A 20,773-nucleotide genomic window follows, 5' to 3' on the forward strand; every position below is an offset into this window, starting at 1 on the left:
AAACGGTGTGGTGTGGGTTTAGCTCAGCCGTGCCATCGCTACGGCCACGTCGGCCATGCGGCACGAAAAGCCCCACTCGTTGTCGTACCACGCCAGCACGCGCACCAGCCGACCGCCGGTCACGCGGGTCTGGTCGGGGGCGAAGATCGAGCTTTCCTCGGTGTGGTTGAAATCGACCGACACCTTGGGCTCGGGATCGTAGCCCAGCACGCCCTTCATCGGACCTGCCGCCGCCTCGGCCATGATCGCGTTCACGTCGTCCGCGGTCACGTCCTTCTTGGCGAGGAAGGTGAGGTCCACCGCTGACACGTTCGGCGTGGGCACGCGAATGGCCGAGCCGTCGAGCTTGCCCTTGAGGTCGGGCAGCACCTCGCCCAATGCCTTGGCGGCGCCGGTGGAGGTTGGGATCATCGACATCGCGGCGGCGCGCGCGCGGTAAAGGTCCTTGTGGCGGCGGTCCAGCGTCGGTTGGTCGCCGGTATAGGCGTGGATCGTGGTCATGATGCCACTCTCGATGCCGATCGCCTCGTGCAGGACCTTGGCCACGGGTGCAAGGCAGTTGGTCGTGCAGGAGCCGTTCGAGATCATGCGTTCGCCGGCCTGCAACTCGCCGTCGTTGACGCCGAAGACCACGGTGCGGTCGACGTTCTTGCCGGGCGCCGAGAGCAGGACCTTGCCCGCACCACGCTCCAGGTGTTTCTTGGCCTTTTCGCCGTCATTGAATTGGCCGGTGCATTCCAGCACCACGTCGACGCCGGACCAGTCCAACTCGTCCATGTCGTAGGTCGAGAACATTTCCATCGGCCCACGGCCCAGATCCATCGTGCCGTCGCCCAGCGTGATGTCGCCCGGGAAGCGGCCATGCACGCTGTCGTATTTCATCAGGTGCGCCGCGGTTTCCAGCGGGCCGGTGGCGTTGACCTTGGCGACCTTGATGTCGTTGCGCGTGCTGGCCGCGATATGCGCCAGGGTGCAGCGGCCGATCCGGCCGAATCCGTTGATGCCGACGGTAACGGTCATTTTGTTCTCCTATTCGGGTGTCGGTGGCGATATAGACCCAAGGGTGCCGCGCTGAAACCCTTAAAACGCAAGGGTTTGACGTGTTAGCGTTAACCGTTTGCGCAAACCTGCTGCGCCGGGGCATGATTGGGCCAATCAAAGCACACCAATGGTAACGAGGGGCAGAGGATGAGCGGATTACTGGCACTGCTGGACGATGTGGCGAGCCTGGTCAAGGTGGCGGCGGCGTCTATCGACGACGTGGCGGGGCAGGCGGCCAAGGCGGGGGCCAAGGCCGCGGGGGCCGCGATCGACGACGCGGCGGTGACACCGAAATACCTGACCGGCTTCGCGCCCGCCCGCGAGTTGCCGATCGTGTGGAAAATCGCGCGGGGGTCGCTGTTCAACAAGCTGGTGTTCCTGCTGCCGGCGGGGCTGGCCCTATCGAACTTCGCGCCGTGGCTGATCCCCCCCTTGCTGATGCTGGGGGGCGCGTATTTATGTTTTGAGGGGGCAGAGAAGGTGGCCCATGCGCTCGGGGTGGGCAAGCATCACGGCGGGCCGGATGGCAGCCACCAGACCAAGGACCCCGCGCATCTGGAAGAGAAACGCGTCGAGGGGGCGATCAAGACGGATTTCATCCTGTCTGCCGAGATCATGACCATCGCGCTTTCGAACATTCCGCCCAGCAATTTCTGGATGGAGGCCGCGACGCTGGCCGTGGTAGCGGTGGGAATCACCGTGGCCGTCTATGGCGCTGTGGCGCTGATCGTGAAGGCGGACGATGCGGGGCTTTTCATGGCGCAGAACGGCAACCTTGGTGTGACGCGCGGCCTGGGCCGAGGGATCGTCAAGGGAATGCCCTATTTCCTGAAACTTCTGATGATCGTCGGCACCGCTGCGATGCTGTGGGTCGGTGGCGCGATCATCCTGCACAGCCTGTCCGAAATGGGCTGGTCCATGCCCTATGACACGATCCACCATTGGGCCGAGGACGCCGCCCATGCGGTCGACCGGTTCCAGGGCTTCGTCGCCTGGGCGGTGCAGGCGGCGGCGGATGGCGTGTTCGGGCTGGTGCTGGGCACGCTGCTTATCCCGTTGGGAACCAAGGTCGTTGCGCCGGTGTGGGCGTCGGTCTTCGGAAAAGGCGCGGCCCATTGAGCCGCGCCTGAAACCTTTGAGCCGTGGTGATGCGGAGGTCCCGGATCAAGTCCGGGACGGGTGGGGTCAGCCTTAGCTGTCGTTGCCGTTTGTCGTGATCCGCACCAGGCGTCCGTCCGAATAATCGGTGATCGCCAGGATCGATCCGTCGCTGTCCACGTCCACGTCGCGTATGCGGCCCAGATCCATCGCCATGCGCTCTTCCGCGGCGACCTTGCCGTCGCCGTCCATTTCCAGCCGGACAATGCCGCCGGGATTCAGCGACCCGATCAGGAAATCCCCGTCCCAATCGCTGAACATATCGCCGTCATAGGTGGTCATGTCGCCGGGCGCGATCACAGGGTCCCAGAAATAGACCGGTTGTTCCATGCCGTCGCGCTGTGCCTCGCCCGACCCGATGGGCGAACCGCCATAGGTCTCGCCGTAGGAAATGACGGGCCAGCCGTAGTTCTTGCCGGGCTCGGGGCGATTCAACTCGTCACCGCCCTTGGGGCCGTGCTCGACCTCCCAAAGCACACCGTCGCGCATGGTCGCGCCCTGAATGTTGCGGTGACCGTAGGACCAGATGCTGTCGATGGCGTTCTCGTCGCCGACGAAGGGATTGTCGTCTGGCACCTCGCCATCGAGGGTCATGCGGACGATGACGCCGTAGGTGTTGGACGTATCCTGAGCATACTCGCGGTACTTCATCGACGAGTGTTCGCCGGTGGTGATGAACACATGCCCCGCGTCGTCAAAGACGATCCGCGAGCCGAAATGCTTGGCCACAGTGGCGCCCGGCTCCTGCACGAAGATGTCCGTCAGGTCGGCGATCTCGGTCATATCCTCGCTCAGCGTGCCGTAGGCGGCGGCCGTTGCCATCAGGCCATCTCCCACCGGCTTGGCGTAGCTGATGTAGATCCGGCGGCTTTCAGCGAAGTCGGGCGACAGCACGACATCGAGCAGCCCGCCCTGGCCCTGCGCCGCCACCTCCGGCATGCCGGCAATCGGTTCGGACAGGGTTCCATCCTCTGCCACGTGGCGCAGGCGGCCCGGGCGTTCGGTCACGAGGTAGCCGTCGTCCTCGGGCAACAGCGCGAATCCCCAGGGATGTTCCAGCCCGGTCGCGATGTCGGTGACCTCAAGGGCCACGTCGCTGGTTTTCAGCGGGGCGCGAAACTGGCCCTCGAAGGCCGGCTCGAGGTCGGTATTGCGCGGCGCGCGCTCGAAATTCTGCCCATAAGCGGGCAGGGCGACGAGCAGGGCTGTTCCGGTCAGGATCGGGCGAAAATTCATTTGGGGTTTCTCCTGTGATGCATCAAAGCAGAAACCCGGTGTCGCGCGCGCGGTTCCCGCGCGCGCGATCACAGATGCGTCAGAGCAGCGACTTGGCTTTCTCGGCCACGGCCTCGGCGGTGATGCCGAACTGCTCGTAGAGGACCTCGGCCGGGGCCGATGCACCGAAGCCGTGCATGCCGATAAAGCCCGATTTCTCGCGCTTGCCGCGCTCGCCGTAAAGCCAGCGGTCCCAGCCGAAGCGTATCGCCGCCTCGACCGCCACGCGCACGGGGCCCGCGGGCAGGACCTTGCGGCGGTAGGCCTCGTCCTGTTCCTCGAAAAGCTCCCAGCAGGGCATAGAGACGACGCGCGTCCCGATACCTTCGGCCTGCAGCAGATCCCGCGCGGCCATGGCAATCGCCACTTCCGAGCCGGTCGCCATCAACAGCGCCTGGCGCTTGCCCTCGGCATCGGCCAGCACGTAGGCGCCCTGCGCGGTCAGGTTCTTCTGCTTGTGCTCGGTGCGCAGCGTCGGCACGCCCTGGCGGGTCAAAGACAGGACCGACGGCGTGGATTTCGAGGTCAGCGCCAGTTCCCACGCCTCGGCGGTTTCCACCGTGTCGCAAGGGCGGAAAACGTTGGTGTTGGGCGTGGCACGGCTGATCGCCAGGTGCTCGATCGGCTGGTGCGTCGGGCCATCCTCGCCCAGGCCGATGCTGTCATGGGTCATCACGAAAACGCTGGGCACCTTCATCAGCGCCGCAAGGCGCATCGCGGGACGGGCATAGTCGGTGAAGCACATGAACGTGCCGCCATAGGGCCGAATGCCGCCATGCAGGGCCATGCCGTTCATCGCCGCGGCCATGCCGTGCTCGCGGATGCCGTAATGGATGTAGCGGCCCTTGCGGTTGCCCTCGTCGAAGACGCTCATGTCGCCGGACTTGGTGTTGTTCGAGCCCGACAGGTCGGCCGAGCCGCCGATGGTTTCCTGCATGACCGGGTTCACGACCTCCAGCACCATCTCGCTCGACTTGCGGGTGGCGACCTTGGGGCATTCCTCGGAAATCTGCTTTTTCAGCGCCCGGATGCGCGAGGCCAGCGATTTCGGCACGTCGCCGTCCATGACGCGGGTGAACTCGGCCTGGCGGCGGTCGCTCAGCTCGCCCATGCGGGTCTTCCATTCGGCATGGGCGTCGGCGCCGCGTTTGCCGATGGCTTCCCAGGCCTTCTTGATGTCTGCGGGCACTTCGAACGGGCCAGTGGTCCAGCCATAGGCTTCTTTCGCCGCCGCCATCTGGTCGGCGTCGGTCAACGCGCCGTGACCTTTCGAGGTGTCCTGCGCCGCGTGGCCCAAAGCGATATGGGTCTTGCAGGCGATCATGGTCGGGCGGCGGCCGGTCTTGGCCTTGGTCAGCGCCGCGTCGATCTCTTCCGGGTCGTGCCCGTCGATCTCGATCACCTGCCAGCCTTCGGCGCGGAAACGCTTCACCTGGTCGGTGCGGCTGGCCAGATCGACCTTGCCGTCGATGGTGATGTTGTTGTTGTCCCAAAGCACGATCAACTTGCCCAGGCCCAGCCGCCCGGCAAGGCCGATCGCCTCGTGGCTGACGCCCTCCATCAGGCAGCCGTCACCGGCGATGACATACGTGTGGTGATCCACTGCCTTTTTGCCGAACCGCGCACGCAGCGCCTCTTCTGCAATCGCGAAGCCGACAGCGTTCGAGATGCCCTGACCCAGCGGGCCGGTGGTGGTTTCGATCCCGTCATGCAGGAAGTTTTCCGGGTGGCCCGCGGTGATCGCGCCCCATTGGCGGAAATTCTTGATCTGGTCGAGCGTCATGCCCTCGTAGCCCGTCAGGTAAAGCAGGGAGTAAAGCAGCATCGAGCCGTGGCCCGCGGACAGGATGAACCGGTCCCGGTCGGGCCAGTTGGGGGCGCTCGCGTCGAATTTCAGGTGCTTTTCGTAAAGCACCGTGGCCACGTCGGCCATGCCCATGGGCATGCCGGAATGGCCCGAATTGGCCGCGTGCACCGCGTCGAGCGTCAGCGCGCGAATGGCGGCGGCCTTGTTCCAGTGATCGGGATGAGCAGAGCGCAGGGCAGCGATATCCACGGGGCAGCGTCCTTTTGGAAATGGCGTTCGGGGCCGTGCATACCAGCCCCGAAGCAAAGATCAAGCGCCCCTGCGCCGGCCTAGTTGCAGTATCACGTTAATGGAAGCAATTTGTACAACCATTGGGTAGAGTTGCAGCACATGCTTAACGCAGGCGATTCGCGGGCCGCCCGGTACAGGAATGCAGTGGGCCGGATCGGATCGCACCACGATGACGACAGGCAACGCGAGACGGGGACCGAGGACATGAGCGAAATAGAGGAACTGCAGCGGCGCATCAACGCCGCGCTGGACCGCATCGGCAGCGGGCTGGAAGCGGGCACTGGTGCGGTCGCGGACCCGGCCGAACTGGCCGAGGCCAAGCAGGCGCTGGAAGACGAGAAGCTGGCCAACGAACAGCTCGAAGAGCGGGTGAAGACCCTGCGCGACAAGCGCAACGCGCTGGAAGAGGAACTGGAGGCGCTGCGCGAGCAGAACTCGCAATCCCTGTCGCGGCTGGATGGTGAGTTGCAGTCCCTGCGCCGCGCCAACCAGCAGCTGCGCGACAACAACGTCGCCCTGCGCGAGGCCAATGCCGCCGGCGTGGGCGAGGCGCACCTGATCAACAAGTCGATGATGGCCGAACTGGAAAGCCTGCGCGCCAACCGCGCCGCCGACCGCGCCGAAACCAGCGCGATCCTGTCAGAGCTGACCGCAGTGCTGGAAGGCGCGGAGACACCTGATACCCCCAAATCGGAGGACGCCTGATGCCCGAAGTCGAGATCGAGATCGGTGGCCGCACCTTCGAGGTCGCCTGCCAGGAAGGCGAGGAACACTACCTGCATGCCGCCGCGAAGATGCTGGACGAAGAGGCCAGCGTATTGTCGGCCCAGATCGGCCGCATCCCCGAGTCCCGCATGTTGCTCATGGCTGGCCTTATGTTGGCCGACAAGACCGCCGGCGTGCAGGACAAGCTGCGCGAGGCGGAGGACAAGATGGCCGAGAAAGAGGCCGAGCTGGACCAGTTGCGCAATGCGCCCCAGCCCGAACCGGAGAGGGTCGAGGTGGCGGTGATACCCGACCGGGTCACGGAATCGCTGGCCGAGATCGCCGCGCGCGCCGAAAGCCTTGCCGACCAGATCGAACGCTGACGCTGACGAGCTTTGGCTTGTAAGCTGTTGAAAAGACGAAGCCCCGGCATGTGACATGCCGGGGCTTCTTGATGGCCCAGGTTCGGCGCAACGCTTGGGAGAGTGCGCGCCGCCCTGACGTGGGTCAGGCCACCATTTTCTCGACCACCTCGCCAAAGGACGAGGGCGTGGGCACGATGGTCACGCCGGCCTGCTTGAGAATGTCGACCTTTTCCTGCGCCGACTCGCCGAAGGCCGATACGATGGCGCCCGCGTGGCCCATGCGCCGTCCCTTGGGGGCCGACAGGCCCGCGATATAGGCCGCCACCGGCTTGGTCATGTGATCGCGGATATACTCCGCCGCCTCGGCTTCCTGCGGGCCGCCGATCTCGCCCACCAGAACCACGGCATCGGTGTCCGGGTCGGCCTCAAACAGCTCCAGGATGTCTTTGAAGCTGGATCCGTTGATCGGATCGCCGCCGATCCCGATCGAGGAACTGACGCCGATGCCATGCGCGCTCATCTGGCTGGCGGCTTCATAGCCCAGCGTGCCCGAGCGCCCGACGATGCCCACGCGCCCCGGCTTGTAGATCGACGGCGGCATCAGCCCGGCAAAGGCCTGACCTGGCGTGATTATCCCCGCACAGTTCGGGCCGATAAGGCGCATGCGTTTGTCGGCCTTGTACCGGCGCATATAGCGTTTGACGTCGATCATGTCCTGCGCGGGCACACCGTCGGCGATGCAGACGCAGGTCTTGATGCCCGCATCCGCCGCTTCCATGATCGAATCGGCGGCAAACGGCGGCGGGACGAAGCTGACGACCAGCTCGGCATCGGTTTCCGCGACTGCACCCTTGACCGTGTTGAAGACCGGCAGGCCAAGATGCTTGGTGCCGCCTTTGCCGGGGGTGACGCCGCCCACCACGTTCGTGCCGTGGCTGATCATGTCCTGGGCGTGAAAACTGCCGATCCGGCCGGTGATCCCGGTGACCAGAACGCGGGTATCCTTGTCGATGATGATCGCCATCAGCTTGCCTCCGCATATGCGCTGTCGGTGGAGCGCCACGCGGCCACCACTTTTTCCGCCGCTTCCGCAAGGGAAGAGGCCGTTTCGATTTCCAGCCCGCTGTCGGCCAGAAGTTTCATGCCTTCGTCCACGTTCGTTCCCGACAGGCGCACCACCAGCGGGATCTTCAGGTCCAGCTCCTTGACCGCAAGGATGACGCCCTCGGCGATCCAGTCGCAGCGATTGATGCCGGCGAAGATGTTGACGAGGATGGCCTCGACATTGGGATCGTTCAGCACCGACTTGAAGGATTGCAGCACCCGTTCGGGGCTGGCCCCGCCGCCCACGTCGAGAAAGTTGGCAGGCTCGCCACCGGCCATCTTGATCATGTCCAGCGTGGCCATGGCCAGGCCCGCGCCGTTGACGATACAGCCGATCTTGCCGTCCAGGCCGATGTAGTTCAGTCCGCGGTCGCCCGCGTATGTCTCGCGTGGGTCTTCCTGGCTCTTGTCGCGCAGTTCCGAGATGTGGGGGTGCCGGAACAGCGCGTTCTCGTCAAAGCTGACCTTGGCGTCCAGCGCGACGATCTCGTTCGAGGCGGTCACCACCAGCGGGTTGATCTCGACCATGTTCGCGTCGGTTTCCCACATCATGCGGTAGCAGCCCATGATCGTCTTGGCCGCCTGGTTGATCAGTGCGGGATCAAGGCCCAGCGAGAACGCGATCTCGCGCGCCTGGAAGTTCTGCATGCCCACGGCGGGGTCCACCACCGAGCGGATGATCGAGTCGGGTTCGCTTTCCGAGATCTCCTCGATCTCCATCCCGCCCTGGGCCGAGGCCACGACCACGACGCGCTCCAGCTTGCGGTCCATCACGAAGCCCAGGTAGATCTCCTGTGCTATGTCGGTGGCTTCCTCGACATAAAGCCGGCCCACGAGCTTGCCCTGCGGGCCGGTCTGGTGGGTCACCAGCTTGCGGCCCAGCATCCATGAGGCCGCATCCCAGACCTCCTCCTCGGACTTGCAGACGCGGACGCCGCCGGCCTTGCCGCGTGCGCCGGAATGGATCTGCGCCTTGACGACCCAGCTTTTGCCCGAAAGTTCCGAACAGCGATAGACTGCCTGCTCGGGGCTGTAGGCGATGCCGCCGCGCGGTATGTTCACGCCAAAGCCGCTCAACAACTCCTTGGCCTGGAATTCATGGATGTCCATGCACATGCCCTCCTCGCATCATGTTGTCTCATCCTGTCCGGAATGCGGTCTGCGCGATACTTTCGCCCGGGTAGCAATGCACGCCCCGGGTTGGGGTTCGGGCCGGAACGGGTAGCCGATCCTACCCGTGGCGGGCGCTGCGGAATGCGGCGGGATGCCGTCAGGGCGCACGTGCGAGGGTCACGGTGACCGGAATTTTCGAAAATTCCGGTCTGGAAAATTGCAAATTTCCATTCCGATTTCTTGCAAGAAATCGGCTCAGAGCACCCGGCGAAGCGGTTCTCTGTTGCAGAAGATCACAAGCTGCCCGGCGTTTTCCACCGCCTGGAAACCTCGTCTTTCGAGTTCGGAAAGAAATGCCGCGCGACCTACATATCGGTCGATATCGCGCAGACGCCGGCGGATGATGCATCCGTCTCTGGCGGCTTTTGCGCGAAAGACATCCGCCATCCACGCATCGGGGGTGATCGGGCCATTCTGACTCATGGCCCGATCCTTGGCGCAGCTTGGTTAAGACCCGGTGAACATCACTTCGGCGTCACGAGGTCGCCCGGTGTTTTGCCCTTGAGGAAGGCCTCGAGGTTGTCGATCGCGCGGAAACCCATGGCCTCGCGCGTGCCGTCGGTCGCGCTGCCCAGGTGCGGAGCCAGAACAATATTCTCGTAGGCCAGGAACCGCGGGTCGAGTGCCGGCTCGTTGTGATAAACGTCCAGCCCAGCCGCGCTCAGCTGGCCCGAATCGAGCGCGTCAAAGAGCGCGTCCTCGTCCACCACGTCACCGCGGGCCGAGTTCACAAGGATCGCGCCGGGTTTCATGGCGTTGAAGATAATGGCGTTGATCATCTTGTAGGTGTCTGCGCCACCGGGGCAATGCAGCGACAGGAAGTCGGCCTCTGCTGCGACCTCGACCATGCTCGGCAGTTGTTCGGCATTGCCGTTGGCGGCCTTGATGTCCTCGGGCACCTCCCAGGCGTCCTGGAACACCACGCGCATGCCGAACCCGTTATGGGCCCGGCGCGCCATCGCCTGACCGATGCGGCCAAAGCCGATGATTCCCAGCGTCGCGCCCGAGACTTTCTTGCCGATCATGTGGGTGGGCCGCCAGCCTTCCCAGCCGCCCGCGCGGGTTTCGCGCTCGCCTTCGCCGATGCGGCGCGCCGCGGCCAGCAAGAGGCCCATCGCCAGGTCGGCGGTGCAATCGGTCAGCACGTCCGGCGTGTTCGTCACGGTGATGTCGTTGGCCGCCGCCGCGTCGATGTCGATATGGTTGAAGCCGACGCCATAGTTGGCGAAGATCTTCACCTTGCCCTTGGCCGCCGGGTAAAACTCGGCCGGGATCTTGTCCGACACGGTGGGCATGATGACGTCGTAGGTCTTGGCCGCGTCCATCCACTCGTCATGGCTCATCGGTGTGTCGGGATGGCGCAGCGTCACGTCGCCCAGCCCGGCATTGGTCAAACGGTCCTCGGTCGCCTTCGGCCAGGCGCGCGTTACCAGAATTTTCATGATGTCTCTTCCCTTGTCGTGATCCGCCCTCGGCGCAGAATGCGCCAAGGGCGGGGCACTTGCAATCAACCCGTTGGGATCAGGCCGCCTTGGCGGTGCTGCCCTTGGCGTTGTCGGGTGTCGTGTCGCGGTAATGGGCCTGTGCGGCGGCCACGCCAGAGCCCGGTTCGATCTTGGCCCCGGCATCCACCAGCGCCATTTCCGCGGCCGAAATCGCGCCACACAGCATCACCGGGTTCAGCGAGCCCAGGTGCCCGATGCGGAACGCCTTGCCCGCCAGCTTGTTCAGACCGGTGCCAAGCGAGGTCTGGTATTTGTTGTAGGCGGTCGAGATCACGTCGCGGGCATCCACGCCCTCGGGCGAATAGATGGCCGACACCGTGTCGGATTCCCATTCCGGCCCGCGCGCCACCAGTTCGCAGCCGTCCCACGCCTCGACCGCGGCGCGCACACCCTGGGCCAGCCGCTTGTGACGCGCCCAGATGCTTTCCATCCCGGTGTCCAGGATCATGTCCAGCGAACAGCGCAGCCCGCGCAGAAGCTGGGTGGCAGGCGTGTAGGGGAAATACCCGGTGTCGTTCAGCTTGATCATGTCCTCGAAGCTGAAATAGCAGCGCGACATGCCGGAATTGGCCAGCCGCTTGTTGGCCTCCAGCGCCTTGTCGCTGACGCCGAGGAAACCAAGTCCCGCAGGCAGCATGAAGCCCTTCTGCGAGCCGGACACGGCCAGATCGACACGCCATTTCTCCATCTCGAACTCGATCGACGCGATGGAACTGACCCCGTCGACGAAGAGCATCGCGGGATGGCCCGCATCGTCCAGGATCTTGCGCACGCCCTCGATATCCGACGTCACGCCTGTCGCGGTTTCGTTCTGCGTGGCGAAAACTGCCTTGATCTCGTGGTTGGTGTCGGCCTTCAGGTGCTTGGCGTAGTCCTCCAGCGGCACGCCCTTGCCCCATTCGACCTCACACAGCACCACGTCGAGGCCCAGTCGCTCGGCCATGTCGACCCAGAGCAGCGAAAACTGCCCGAAGCGCGACATCAGAACCTTGTCACCGGGTTGCAGCGTGTTCTGGATGGCGCTTTCCCATGCTCCGGTGCCGGAGGACGGGAAAATGAAGACCCGACCGTTCTCCAACCGATAGGCTTTCTTCATGTCGGCCAGCAGGCCGGTCACCAGATCGGGGAAATCCGGGGCGCGCATGTCCTCCATGGGGACGTTCATGGCCTGACGCACGGGTTCCGGCACATTGGTGGGGCCGGGGATGTAAAGATGCTGGTAACCATTCATGATGTTCTCGCTCCCTGTCACATGACTTGACGCAGGGTCCTAGCACGCAAATCGGCCCTGTGAAGCCTTGTTCGCGGCAAAACCGGGGTGAAACCGCCCGATGGGTGGGTAATTCCTACCCGCCCGGGTGACATATCGCGTCCCAACCCGCCTCGGCATACACAGGCATACAGAAAATTCCTTTGATTTCAGTCATTTCTGCTGGTGTTATGGCTGAACGAGAGCCGTCTGTTGGGGAGCTGACGGTGAGGAGGAACAAGGAGCCGGCGCATGAAAGCTGCCCCCGGAACGATCATGACATCAGCTGAAAAAACGAGTGGTAGCACGGGCTTGCCGCAGGTCATCGTGGCCGACCGGCAGTTGATTGTCTGCCAGGGAATCGGCTCGCTGGTGACGCAGATTCCCGAGGTCGAACTCGGCCATTACGCCACCGACAAGGCCAGCCTGCGCAAGCACCTGGCCCATGCGAGGGGCAAAACCATCCTGATCCTCGGGGTGCGCCTGGCCGATGGCGATTTGACGCAGGTCCTGTCGATCGTGCGCAAGGATTACCCCGATGTGATGGTCGTCGTCGTGGCCGAGGAAACAGAGTTCGCCTTCATCCGCACGGCGATCAAGGCCGGGGCCAACTCGGTTTGCATGATGGGTCAGATCCTGACCAGCCTGCCGCGGATACTGGGCAAGCTGATCGAGGGCCATTCCATTGTCCCGACCGAGATCCTGCGGCGTCTGACGTCCGAGAATACCGACGCGCTGTCTCGACGCGAACACGAGATCCTCGCACTTCTGGGCGACGGGCTGACCAATTTCCAGATCTCCGCCCGGCTGGGGCTGAGCGAGAACACTGTGAAATATTACCTGAAAGCCATCTATCAGAAACTGTCAGTGAATTCCCGCGGGGCGGCCATCGCCAAGTACGTGGCCGGCAATTACTGAGGCCGACCCTGATGAAACCTTGCGAGCCTCCGCGCGAGGTATGATCTGGGCGTGTCGCAGATGATCCGCGACCGGGGACATTGGGCCGCATCGCCGGGGATCCAACACGGCGATCAAGGCGGTCTGTCGCTCAGGCGCTCGCAGCCGCGGTCACCAACTGCCCAAAATCCGGGCTAACAGGGCTTCCGGCTTGAACAAACTGCGTTGTCCGGCTTTCATCGTACCGACTGATATGGTCAATACGGGGCGGATCGGGTCCGATATCGCCGGGCCCGCGGGACAAGGTCAGGGGAACATCCGCTCGTGCACCAGGAACACAAATTGCTGAACGCGCGCCTGCGCGAACTGCTCTCCCGGATCTATCCCGACGAATCCGCGTCCGATCTTGCCCGCGCGATCATCGCGGCGTTCTGGCCCGAAGGCTCGGTGCCCCGCAAACGTGCCCGCACGCCCAGCAACCGGCTCTGGTCGGAAAAGGATGCCTTTCTCATCACCTATGGCGACACCATCCTCGACGGGGTGCACAAGCCGCTGGACCTGCTCGAGGACTTCCTGTCGCGCTACATGGGTGGCGTGGTGGACGGCGTGCATGTCCTGCCGTTCTTCCCGTTCAGCTCGGATGACGGATTTGCCGTGACGGATTACTGCGCCGTCAACCCCCGTCTGGGCGAATGGAGCGACATCAGCCGCATCGCCTCGAACTTCCATCTCGTGTCGGACCTCGTGCTGAACCACGTGTCCAGCCAGGGCAACTGGTTCAACCAGTACCGGCAGGGCAAGGCGCCCTATGACAGGTTCTTCTACGAGGCCGACCCCGACCAAGACCTCAGCGCGGTCGTGCGCCCGCGCACCACGCCGCTTTTGCAAAAGATCGAGACGCGGAACGGCGACCGCCACGTCTGGTGCACTTTCAGCCATGACCAGATCGATCTGAATTTTTCCAATCCCGAGGTGCTGCTGGAGATGCTGCGCATCATCCGGATGCATATCGACAAGGGTGTGCGGACCCTGCGGCTGGATGCCGTGGCCTTCATCTGGAAGGAACCGGGCACGTCCTGCATCCACCTGCCGCAGACCCACGCCATCGTGCAGCTGATCCGCCTGCTGGTAGATTACACGTTCGAGACCGTGGTGCTGCTGACCGAGACCAACGTGCCGCGCAGCGAGAATCTCAGCTATTTCGGCAACCGCAACGAGGCGCACGCGGTCTACAACTTTCCGCTGCCGCCGCTGATCCTGCACGCGATGCAGTCGGGCTCGGCCGAATATCTCAACCGCTGGCAGGCCACCATGCCGCCCGCGCAGCTGGGCTGCGCCTACCTCAACTTTACCGCCAGCCATGACGGGATCGGAATGCGCCCCGCCGAGGGCGTGCTGCCCCCTGACGAGAAAAACCGCATGATCGAGACGGCGCAGCAGGCCGGCGCGCTGGTGTCGATGCGCACCATGCCCGACGGCACCGAACAGGCCTACGAGCTGAACTGTTCTCTGTTCGACGTGATGCGCACGACCTTCAAGGGCGAGGACGACCACCACTTCGACCGCTTCATCTGTTCCCAGACCATTCCGATGTCGCTCGAGGGCATTCCGGCCTTCTACATCCATTCCTTCCTCGCCACGCCCAGCGATCACGAGGCGGTGGAACGCCGCGGGATGAACCGGGCGATCAACCGTCACCGCTGGCACTACCCGGACTTGTTGGAGCGGATGGAGGACGAAGGCTCGGACCAGGCGCGCGTGATGAAGACCTTGTCTGAACGCCTGCGCATTCGTGCCCGCCAGCCGGGGTTTCATCCAAACGCCACGCAGTTCACCCTGCGCCTCGATCCGCGGCTTTTCGGGGTCTGGCGCCAGAGCCTCGATCGCTACCAGTCGATCTTTGCCATCCACAATGTCAGCGACCAGACGGTCACCGTGTCGCCCGATCAACTGAACATGATCGAGGACGACAACTGGCGCGACTTGCTGTCGGGCGAAGAGATCGACGCGGCGGCAGAGGCGATTACGCTGGCCCCGTACCAGAGCCGCTGGATCGCCAATCGCGAAAGCGCGGCACCCGGCGACCGGCCTTAAGCGTTTTGCCTTTAACCTGAACCAACAGCTAAAGGCGAAACGCGTGCAACGACTGGGTATTGCACCGCGTTTCACGATAAGCTGTGATACAGGTTTATCGCGAAACGCTTTAGCTGAACTCCTCGGCGTCCTTCAGCGCCGCCGATTTCAAATCCGACAGGAACTCCGGGTCGGCGGCATGTACGCGGCTCCACGTGGGGATGAAGGGCGTCGCTTGCGGGTTTTCCAGGAAAACCGTGCCCGCGCGAATGATGTTCTCGGCGAAAAGCTCGACCGACTTTTCCTCCTTGTGGCGGTCAACGGTCAGCCCGTTCATCTTGGCATCCGCGTAATAGCTTTCCAGCAGGTCCAGCGCGATCCGGTAATATGTGGCCTTCAGCGAGCGGAAGAGGTTGGGCGTGAACACCGTGCCGTCCGACGCGAGCTTGCGGAAGATCGCCTTGCAGATATCCGTGGACATCCGGCTGAGGCCCTGGCTGGCGTCCTCGGGTGACAGGTCCTGGTGCTTGTGGTCGTAGGCGTCGGAAATCTCGACCTGGCAGACCGATTGCGGCGCCAGATTGCGCCACGCCTCGGACAGCACGCCGATTTCCAGCCCCCAGTCAGAGGGCACGCGCAGGTCGGGCAGCATCGGTGTGCGCATGGCGAACTCGCCCGACAGCGGATAGCGAAAGCTGCGCAGGTAATCGAGGTAGTCGCGATCCCCGATCACCCGTTTCAGCGCGATCAGCAGCGGACTGACCAGCAATCGCGTGACCCGGCCATTCAGCTTGGTGCCGTCGACGCGTGGGTAGTATCCTTTGACCATCTGGTAGCGAAAGCCGGGATGCGCCGCCGGGTAGATCAGCCGCGCCAGCAATTCGCGGTCATAGGTCAGGATATCGCAATCATGCAGCGCCATGACGGACGTGTCGGCACAGGCGATGAGATACCCCATGCAGGTCCAGACGTTCTTGCCCTTGCCCGGCTCCTCGGGGGCGATGCCCTTTTCCTCCAGCCGGGCGCCGAGGGCCTTCATCCGGGGGCTGTCGTTCCACAGCACCATGTGCTGCTGCGGCAGGCGGCTGAAGAATTCGATGGCGTGCCGGTATTGCGCCTCGTCGGCCTGATCCAGGCCGATGATGATCCGGTGCAGGTAGGGCACCTGGGTCAGCTCGTCGACGATGTGTTCCAGCGCGGGGCCTTCCAGTTCGGAATACAGGCTGGGCAGGATCAGCGAAATCTTCCGCGTCTCGGCAAAGGCCGTCAATTCGTAGGTCAGGTCGTCCAGGCTGCGGGTGCGCAGGTTGTGCAGCGTCGTGATATTTCCGTTCTGGTGAAAATCGGCCATGTGCTCAGGGGTCTTTCGTCGTTGCTAAATCGTCCAGGATCGCGTTCACCGCCTCGGCCCATCCGGCGGGGCCTTCCGCATGTGTCCGAATGATGCGTCCGCGCGTCTTGCCATAACTGTTCTCGCCCGCAAGCGGCGGGATACCGGGCGAGGCGGAATTGGCCACCACCACGCCGATCTCGGCCCGTTCCAGCATGGCCACGTCGTTCGGCGCATCGCCCAACGCCAGCGTATGCTCGGGGCGGTAGCGGTCGATCACTTCGTCCATGCGGTCCGCCTTGGTGCCGCCAAAGGACAGGGTCAGAAACCGCCCGCCCTCCTGAACCGTCAGCCCGGCGCCTTGTGCGGCGGCGACAAAGGCATCTCGCTCCGCCCCCGGTCCGGTCCAGAGACCGGGTTCGCTGAATTGCCGCGCCTGCGCGCTTATCGCGTCATCAGGCGACAGGCCGGTATGCTCTGCGATATCCTGATGCGTCATGTCGCCAAACCCGGTAAAACCTTTTGGCAAACGTGCGATTGCAGCGCGAAGTTCCCGGTAGGTCTGCGCGCCTTCGGTGCCGTCCGCGCCCGGCTCCAGCAGGCCGCCGCCATTTTCGACGATGGCGGGCCAGTCAGACAGCCCCATCGCGTCTCGCAGGGGCGCGATCTCGGCGGCGGTCTTGCTGCTGGCCAGCACCACACCGCAGCCCGCCAGTCTCAGCCGTTCCAACGCCGGCGCGGCAGGCTGCCACGCATATGTGCGGTGGTCCAGCAACGTGCCGTCAAGATCGGAAAACACAAGGAGGCGCGGGCCAAGGGTCATATGTCGACACTAGACGACAAGTTGCGGCAAGGCGACCGGGGAACGCACCTTGCGGCCCGCAAAATCTTGCCGCGCCCCATTTCCGGGCGCCACGGCACGGCCCTTCTATTGAAGCGGCGGAGATTGCGCTACAACATCCGGGAAAGACGGAAAAAAACGAAGGCTGACCATGGCGGGCGAAAACACAGTGAAAATCGCCGTTGTCGGCTTTGGCCCACGGGGGCTCGGCGCACTCGAGGCGCTGGCCGAGCGGGCAGGCGCCGCCGCAAGGGCGCTGCATGTCGATCTGTTCGAGCCCTCCAGCACCCCCGGCGCCGGCCCCAATTTCGACCCTGGCGAAAGCCCGGTCTGTCAGTTGAACACCCCGATGCGCGATATCGACATTCGTCCTCCGCGCGGTTCGCGCTGCGGCGCCTTCGCCGATTGGCAGGATGCCGGGTTGGCGCACGATGCGTTCCCCCGCCGCCGCGATCTTGGGCGCTATCTCGAAACGCGCTATGCCGAGCTGCGCCGCCATGGTGGCCTTTCCCTGCGCCATGACACCGCCGTGATCGACGGGCTGGAACATGGTGACGGCGGCTGGATGCTGCGCGCGGGTCCGGGCACCTTGCACGGCCCCTATTCAGAGGTCCTGCTGACCCTTGGCCAGCCCGAGGTCAGCCCCGATGAGCAGCTTGACGACTGGCAGACCCACGCCGCCAATACCGGCGCGGTGCTGCGCCAGGCTTATCCTGCCTGGAAACTGCAACGCGACGCCGACCGCTGGACCGGACAGACCGTTGCGATCCGGGGTCTCGCGCTGTCGGCCTTCGACGTGATCCGGGTGCTGACACTGGGGCAGGGCGGGCGGTTCGAGAACGGGCGTTATGTCCCCTCGGGCACCGAGCCGGGCCTGCTGGTGCCGTTCTCACTGGACGGCTTGCCACCCTTCCCCAAGCCAGAGACGGCGGCGCTCGATGCACGGTTCGACCCGACCGAGGCGGAAACGCAAGGCTTCGCCGCTGCCATATCCTCCGCGGCCGAAGCGCCGCCAGACGTGGCGCGCAGGCAGGTGTCTGACGCCCTCCTGGCCGCCGTCTGCCGCGTGCTGGATCAGCTGGACGGAGCCTCCGGGGATGCCGCCAATTGGCTGGCCCGGGAATGGCAGAACCCCGGATCGCAGGAAAGCGGCCCCGCCATCTCTGCTCTCCAGGCCGGGATTTCCATGGCCGATGGCAGCCTCGCGCCCTCGACGGGCTTCGTCTTTGGGCAGGTCTGGCGTAAGTGGCAGGACACGTTGCGCCGGGGCTACAACCCCGCGACCACACCGCCCGAAACGGCCAGCCTGCTGGTAGGGTTCGACGAGGGGCTGAAACGCTATTCCTATGGCCCTCCCGTTTCGGCCTGCCGGGAAGTTGCGGCCCTGGTCGCAGCCGGTTTGGTGACGCTCGACCTGACGGCAGATCCCGACATCACGCTCACCGGGGCGGGCTGGACGCTGGCATCGGAGGATCACCGGGCCGAAGCCACCGTCATGGTCGACGGTGTCCTGCCGTCGCCCGACCTGTCAAAACTGCGCGCGCCGCTCGTCACCGCGCTCACCCGGCAAGGCAGGCTCTGCGCCATGGCCGAAGGCCTTGCGGCAAACGTGGCCGCGGACGGGCAGATGCTGGACCGTCACGGTGCCATCGTTCCGGGCCTGGCATTTCTGGGCCGCTTGGCACTGGGCAGCGTGATCGCCGCGGATTCAATCCACGATTGTTTCGGCCAGGCCTCGGTCCGCTGGGCGAGAGGGGTGCTTGCACGAAACATACCGCGCCCGAAATAAAGGCATAAGCACCAGCATCACTGGCGGATCGCTGCTTATCCTGTTAGGATCGGTTGATCATGGTGTGTGGCACCCTACGCTTCACATGCATGGGTGTGTTTGCAAAAGTGCTTGCGCACAGAGGTGAACAATTAACTAGGCGAATGATATGAAGAAATTCCTAGCAACGACCTGCGCGGTCGCCTTCGGGGCGATCATGCCGATCCAGGCAGCGGCACAGGCGGCACAGACCTTGCCGGTTCAAGACGGTCCGCCGGTTGCCGCGGGCGAAACCGCGGAAGCTTACGCAATGCGCGTGAACGCTTGTGGCGGAGCGACCCTGGTGGGCGCGACGTTCACCCCTGGCGGTGACCTGGTTCAGGCACGCTGTGCCAGCGCCGGTCTCGGCATGGGGACGGGCCCGGCCGCAGCGGCTGCCGCCGCTGCCGGTGCAGGTGCACTGCTGATTATCGGCCTTGACGGGTCGAGCAGCACCACGACCTCGAACTAAGGCGATCTTATGCAATGCAAAGGCCGGCACCTCTGCCCGAGGTGCCGGCCTTTTTTAATCAATTGTACTGCGATGATGGCTTTTCGTTGACAGAATGCGACGCGGCGGGTGGTGACAGGCACATATGCGGCCTGTCACCGCCGTTTCTTGCTACTCGGCCGCTTCGACCGGCGTGTCGTCCGTCACCGGCAGCGACGGCTCGCCATGGTTGCCGCTCTCCAGCGCCGTTCTTACACCCGCCTCGTAGTCGGGATGCACCTTTTTCAAAACCGCGAGCCAGCGTTCCTTAACATCCTCCGACACAGGTGCCATGCCGCCCGCCATGTTCTTGTGCAGGCGGTCGCGCTCGGCATCGTTCAGCACCTCGGCATAAAGCTTTCGAGGCTGCACGTAGTCGACGTCGCTTTCTTCCTGCTTGAACCGGCCCACGACGGCCTCGGGGTCGATCCGCAGGGGCGGCTCCTCGGCGCTTTGGTCGGCCACGGGGCCGTCATACTGGTTCGGCTCGTAATAGGCGTTCGGATTGCCGAAATCGTTGGTGAAGAACCGCATCGCGCCGTCCTTGTGATAATGCCGCACCTCGGCATTTTTCGGCGCGTTCGCAGGCAGCGCCTCGTAATGCGTGCCAAGGCGATAGCGGTGCGCATCGGCGTAGGCAAAGAGCCGCGCCTGCAACATCTTGTCAGGCGAAAAGCCGATACCGCGCACAACGTTGTTCGGGCTGTAGGCGGCGTTCTCGACCAGCTGGAAATAGTTCTCCGGAAAGGTGTGCATTTCCAACTCGCCCACCTCGATCAGCGGAAAGTCGTCATGCGGCCAGACCTTGGTCAGGTCGAACGGGTTGAACTCCGTTTCCAGCGCCTGTTCTTCGGTCATGACCTGGATGAACAGCGTCCACTTGGGATGGTTGCCGTCCTCGATCATGTGCCACAGTTCTTCCTGGTAGCTTTCGCGCGTGTGACCGATGATCTCGGCCGCCTTGTCGTCGGACAGCGTCTCGTGGCCCTGGTGGGTGCGGAAATGGAACTTCACCCAATGCCGCTCGCCCTTGTCATTCCACATCGAGAACGTGTGGCTGCCATAGCCGTTCATGTGTGCCGGGCTGCGCGGGATACCACGATCCGACATCAGGATCGTCACCTGGTGCACGCTTTCGGGCTGGGCCGACCAGAAGTCGAACATCGCCTCGGGCGAGCGCAGGTTGGTCTTGGGGTGGCGTTTCTGGGTGCGGATGAAGTCGGGAAACTTGTAGCCGTCGCGGATAAAGAAAATGGGGGTGTTGTTGCCCACCATGTCCCAGTTTCCATCCTCGGTATAGAACTTCAGCGAGAATCCCCGCACGTCACGCTCGGCATCCGCAGCGCCACTTTCGCCCGCCACGGTGGACCAGCGCGACAGCACCTCGGTCTGCTTGCCGACCTCGGAAAAGAGCTTGGCGCACGTGTATTCGGAAATATCCTTGGTCACGGTGAACGTGCCCTGAAGGCCCCAGCCCTTGGCGTGCACGACCCGCTCTGGGATGCGTTCACGGTTCTGGTGCGCCAGCTTTTCAATTAGCTGATGGTCCTCCAGCATAACGGGACCCCGCGCACCGGCGGTGCGTGAGGTCTCGTTCGTTGTGTACGGGCTGCCTGACGTGGTGGTCAGTGTTTTTCGCTTGGTCATCGTTACTCTCCTTTT

The 20,773-nt window shown here is 63.9% G+C and carries 18 protein-coding genes; 7 read left to right on the plus strand and 11 right to left on the minus strand.

The window, feature by feature from the left end; all coding sequences use genetic code 11:
* Nucleotides 1–18: 18 nt before the first annotated feature.
* Nucleotides 19–1,020, minus strand: a complete 1,002-nt coding sequence (gene gap / locus RBB18_RS03320) for a type I glyceraldehyde-3-phosphate dehydrogenase (protein WP_103761437.1) — start codon at nucleotides 1,018–1,020, stop codon at nucleotides 19–21.
* Nucleotides 1,021–1,188: 168 nt separating this feature from the next.
* On the opposite strand from gap, the gene RBB18_RS03325 reads away from it, so the two are divergent.
* Nucleotides 1,189–2,160 carry a DUF808 domain-containing protein gene (locus RBB18_RS03325; RefSeq protein WP_306110555.1) on the plus strand — a complete coding sequence of 324 codons (972 nt, stop codon included), beginning with the start codon at nucleotides 1,189–1,191 and terminating at the stop codon, nucleotides 2,158–2,160.
* Nucleotides 2,161–2,232: 72 nt separating this feature from the next.
* Here RBB18_RS03325 and RBB18_RS03330 read toward each other — a convergent pair whose 3' ends face one another.
* Together RBB18_RS03330 and tkt are read right to left on the minus strand one after the other, a co-directional pair.
* A complete protein-coding gene (locus RBB18_RS03330) occupies nucleotides 2,233–3,435 on the minus strand; it encodes a PQQ-dependent sugar dehydrogenase (protein ID WP_103761435.1) in 1,203 nt (400 codons plus the stop codon).
* 79 nt (nucleotides 3,436–3,514) lie between these two features.
* A complete protein-coding gene (gene tkt / locus RBB18_RS03335; protein ID WP_103761434.1) occupies nucleotides 3,515–5,530 on the minus strand; it encodes a transketolase in 2,016 nt (671 codons plus the stop codon).
* Between the two features lie 141 nt (nucleotides 5,531–5,671).
* Here tkt and RBB18_RS03340 point away from each other — a divergent pair, with 141 nt between their 5' ends.
* Both RBB18_RS03340 and RBB18_RS03345 read left to right on the plus strand, forming a co-directional pair.
* Complete coding sequence (locus RBB18_RS03340) at nucleotides 5,672–6,277, plus strand: hypothetical protein (RefSeq protein WP_371931580.1); 606 nt, start codon at nucleotides 5,672–5,674, stop codon at nucleotides 6,275–6,277.
* The gene (locus tag RBB18_RS03345) at nucleotides 6,277–6,660 is read left to right on the plus strand and encodes a cell division protein ZapA (protein WP_103761433.1); all 384 of its coding nucleotides are present in this window, start codon (nucleotides 6,277–6,279) and stop codon (nucleotides 6,658–6,660) included. Before RBB18_RS03340 ends, RBB18_RS03345 begins: the two co-directional genes overlap by 1 nt.
* Nucleotides 6,661–6,784: 124 nt before the next feature.
* Here the strand turns inward: RBB18_RS03345 and sucD are convergent, their stop codons facing one another.
* The 5 genes from sucD to RBB18_RS03370 form a co-directional block, all read right to left on the minus strand.
* Nucleotides 6,785–7,666: a succinate--CoA ligase subunit alpha gene (gene sucD / locus RBB18_RS03350; protein WP_103761432.1), complete on the minus strand. Its 882-nt coding sequence runs from the start codon at nucleotides 7,664–7,666 to the stop codon at nucleotides 6,785–6,787.
* Nucleotides 7,666–8,856 (minus strand): malate--CoA ligase subunit beta, encoded by a 1,191-nt coding sequence (locus RBB18_RS03355; RefSeq protein WP_103761874.1) that lies wholly within the window; start codon nucleotides 8,854–8,856, stop codon nucleotides 7,666–7,668. The genes sucD and RBB18_RS03355 overlap by 1 nt, the downstream gene beginning before the upstream one ends.
* A gap of 258 nt (nucleotides 8,857–9,114) precedes the next feature.
* Nucleotides 9,115–9,342, minus strand: a complete 228-nt coding sequence (locus RBB18_RS03360) for an N-(5'-phosphoribosyl)anthranilate isomerase (RefSeq protein ID WP_103761431.1) — start codon at nucleotides 9,340–9,342, stop codon at nucleotides 9,115–9,117.
* Between the two features lie 41 nt (nucleotides 9,343–9,383).
* Nucleotides 9,384–10,361, minus strand: a complete 978-nt coding sequence (locus RBB18_RS03365; protein ID WP_306110554.1) for a D-glycerate dehydrogenase — start codon at nucleotides 10,359–10,361, stop codon at nucleotides 9,384–9,386.
* A 79-nt stretch (nucleotides 10,362–10,440) separates the two neighbouring features.
* Nucleotides 10,441–11,655, minus strand: coding sequence for an alanine--glyoxylate aminotransferase family protein (locus tag RBB18_RS03370; protein WP_103761873.1), 1,215 nt, complete (start codon nucleotides 11,653–11,655; stop codon nucleotides 10,441–10,443).
* 270 nt (nucleotides 11,656–11,925) lie between these two features.
* Between RBB18_RS03370 and RBB18_RS03375 the strand changes: the two genes are divergently transcribed.
* Both RBB18_RS03375 and RBB18_RS03380 read left to right on the plus strand, forming a co-directional pair.
* Entirely contained in the window at nucleotides 11,926–12,591 is a 666-nt protein-coding gene (locus RBB18_RS03375) for a response regulator transcription factor (RefSeq protein ID WP_245890369.1), read from the plus strand.
* Between the two features lie 321 nt (nucleotides 12,592–12,912).
* The gene (locus RBB18_RS03380) at nucleotides 12,913–14,664 is read left to right on the plus strand and encodes an alpha-amylase family glycosyl hydrolase (RefSeq protein WP_306110553.1); all 1,752 of its coding nucleotides are present in this window, start codon (nucleotides 12,913–12,915) and stop codon (nucleotides 14,662–14,664) included.
* Nucleotides 14,665–14,773: 109 nt separating this feature from the next.
* Here RBB18_RS03380 and RBB18_RS03385 read toward each other — a convergent pair whose 3' ends face one another.
* Both RBB18_RS03385 and RBB18_RS03390 read right to left on the minus strand, forming a co-directional pair.
* The gene (locus RBB18_RS03385; RefSeq protein WP_103761427.1) at nucleotides 14,774–15,994 is read right to left on the minus strand and encodes a glycosyl transferase; all 1,221 of its coding nucleotides are present in this window, start codon (nucleotides 15,992–15,994) and stop codon (nucleotides 14,774–14,776) included.
* A gap of 4 nt (nucleotides 15,995–15,998) precedes the next feature.
* Nucleotides 15,999–16,796 (minus strand): mannosyl-3-phosphoglycerate phosphatase, encoded by a 798-nt coding sequence (locus RBB18_RS03390; RefSeq protein WP_306110552.1) that lies wholly within the window; start codon nucleotides 16,794–16,796, stop codon nucleotides 15,999–16,001.
* Nucleotides 16,797–16,965: 169 nt separating this feature from the next.
* On the opposite strand from RBB18_RS03390, the gene RBB18_RS03395 reads away from it, so the two are divergent.
* Both RBB18_RS03395 and RBB18_RS03400 read left to right on the plus strand, forming a co-directional pair.
* A complete protein-coding gene (locus tag RBB18_RS03395; RefSeq protein ID WP_306110551.1) occupies nucleotides 16,966–18,603 on the plus strand; it encodes an FAD/NAD(P)-binding protein in 1,638 nt (545 codons plus the stop codon).
* A gap of 148 nt (nucleotides 18,604–18,751) precedes the next feature.
* Nucleotides 18,752–19,093, plus strand: coding sequence for a hypothetical protein (locus RBB18_RS03400; protein WP_103761424.1), 342 nt, complete (start codon nucleotides 18,752–18,754; stop codon nucleotides 19,091–19,093).
* 150 nt (nucleotides 19,094–19,243) lie between these two features.
* Here the strand turns inward: RBB18_RS03400 and RBB18_RS03405 are convergent, their stop codons facing one another.
* Nucleotides 19,244–20,758: a catalase gene (locus tag RBB18_RS03405; RefSeq protein WP_306110550.1), complete on the minus strand. Its 1,515-nt coding sequence runs from the start codon at nucleotides 20,756–20,758 to the stop codon at nucleotides 19,244–19,246.
* Nucleotides 20,759–20,773: the final 15 nt, after the last annotated feature.

It is taken from the genome of Roseovarius sp. MMSF_3298, from assembly GCF_030733705.1.
Classification (GTDB): domain Bacteria; phylum Pseudomonadota; class Alphaproteobacteria; order Rhodobacterales; family Rhodobacteraceae; genus Roseovarius; species Roseovarius confluentis.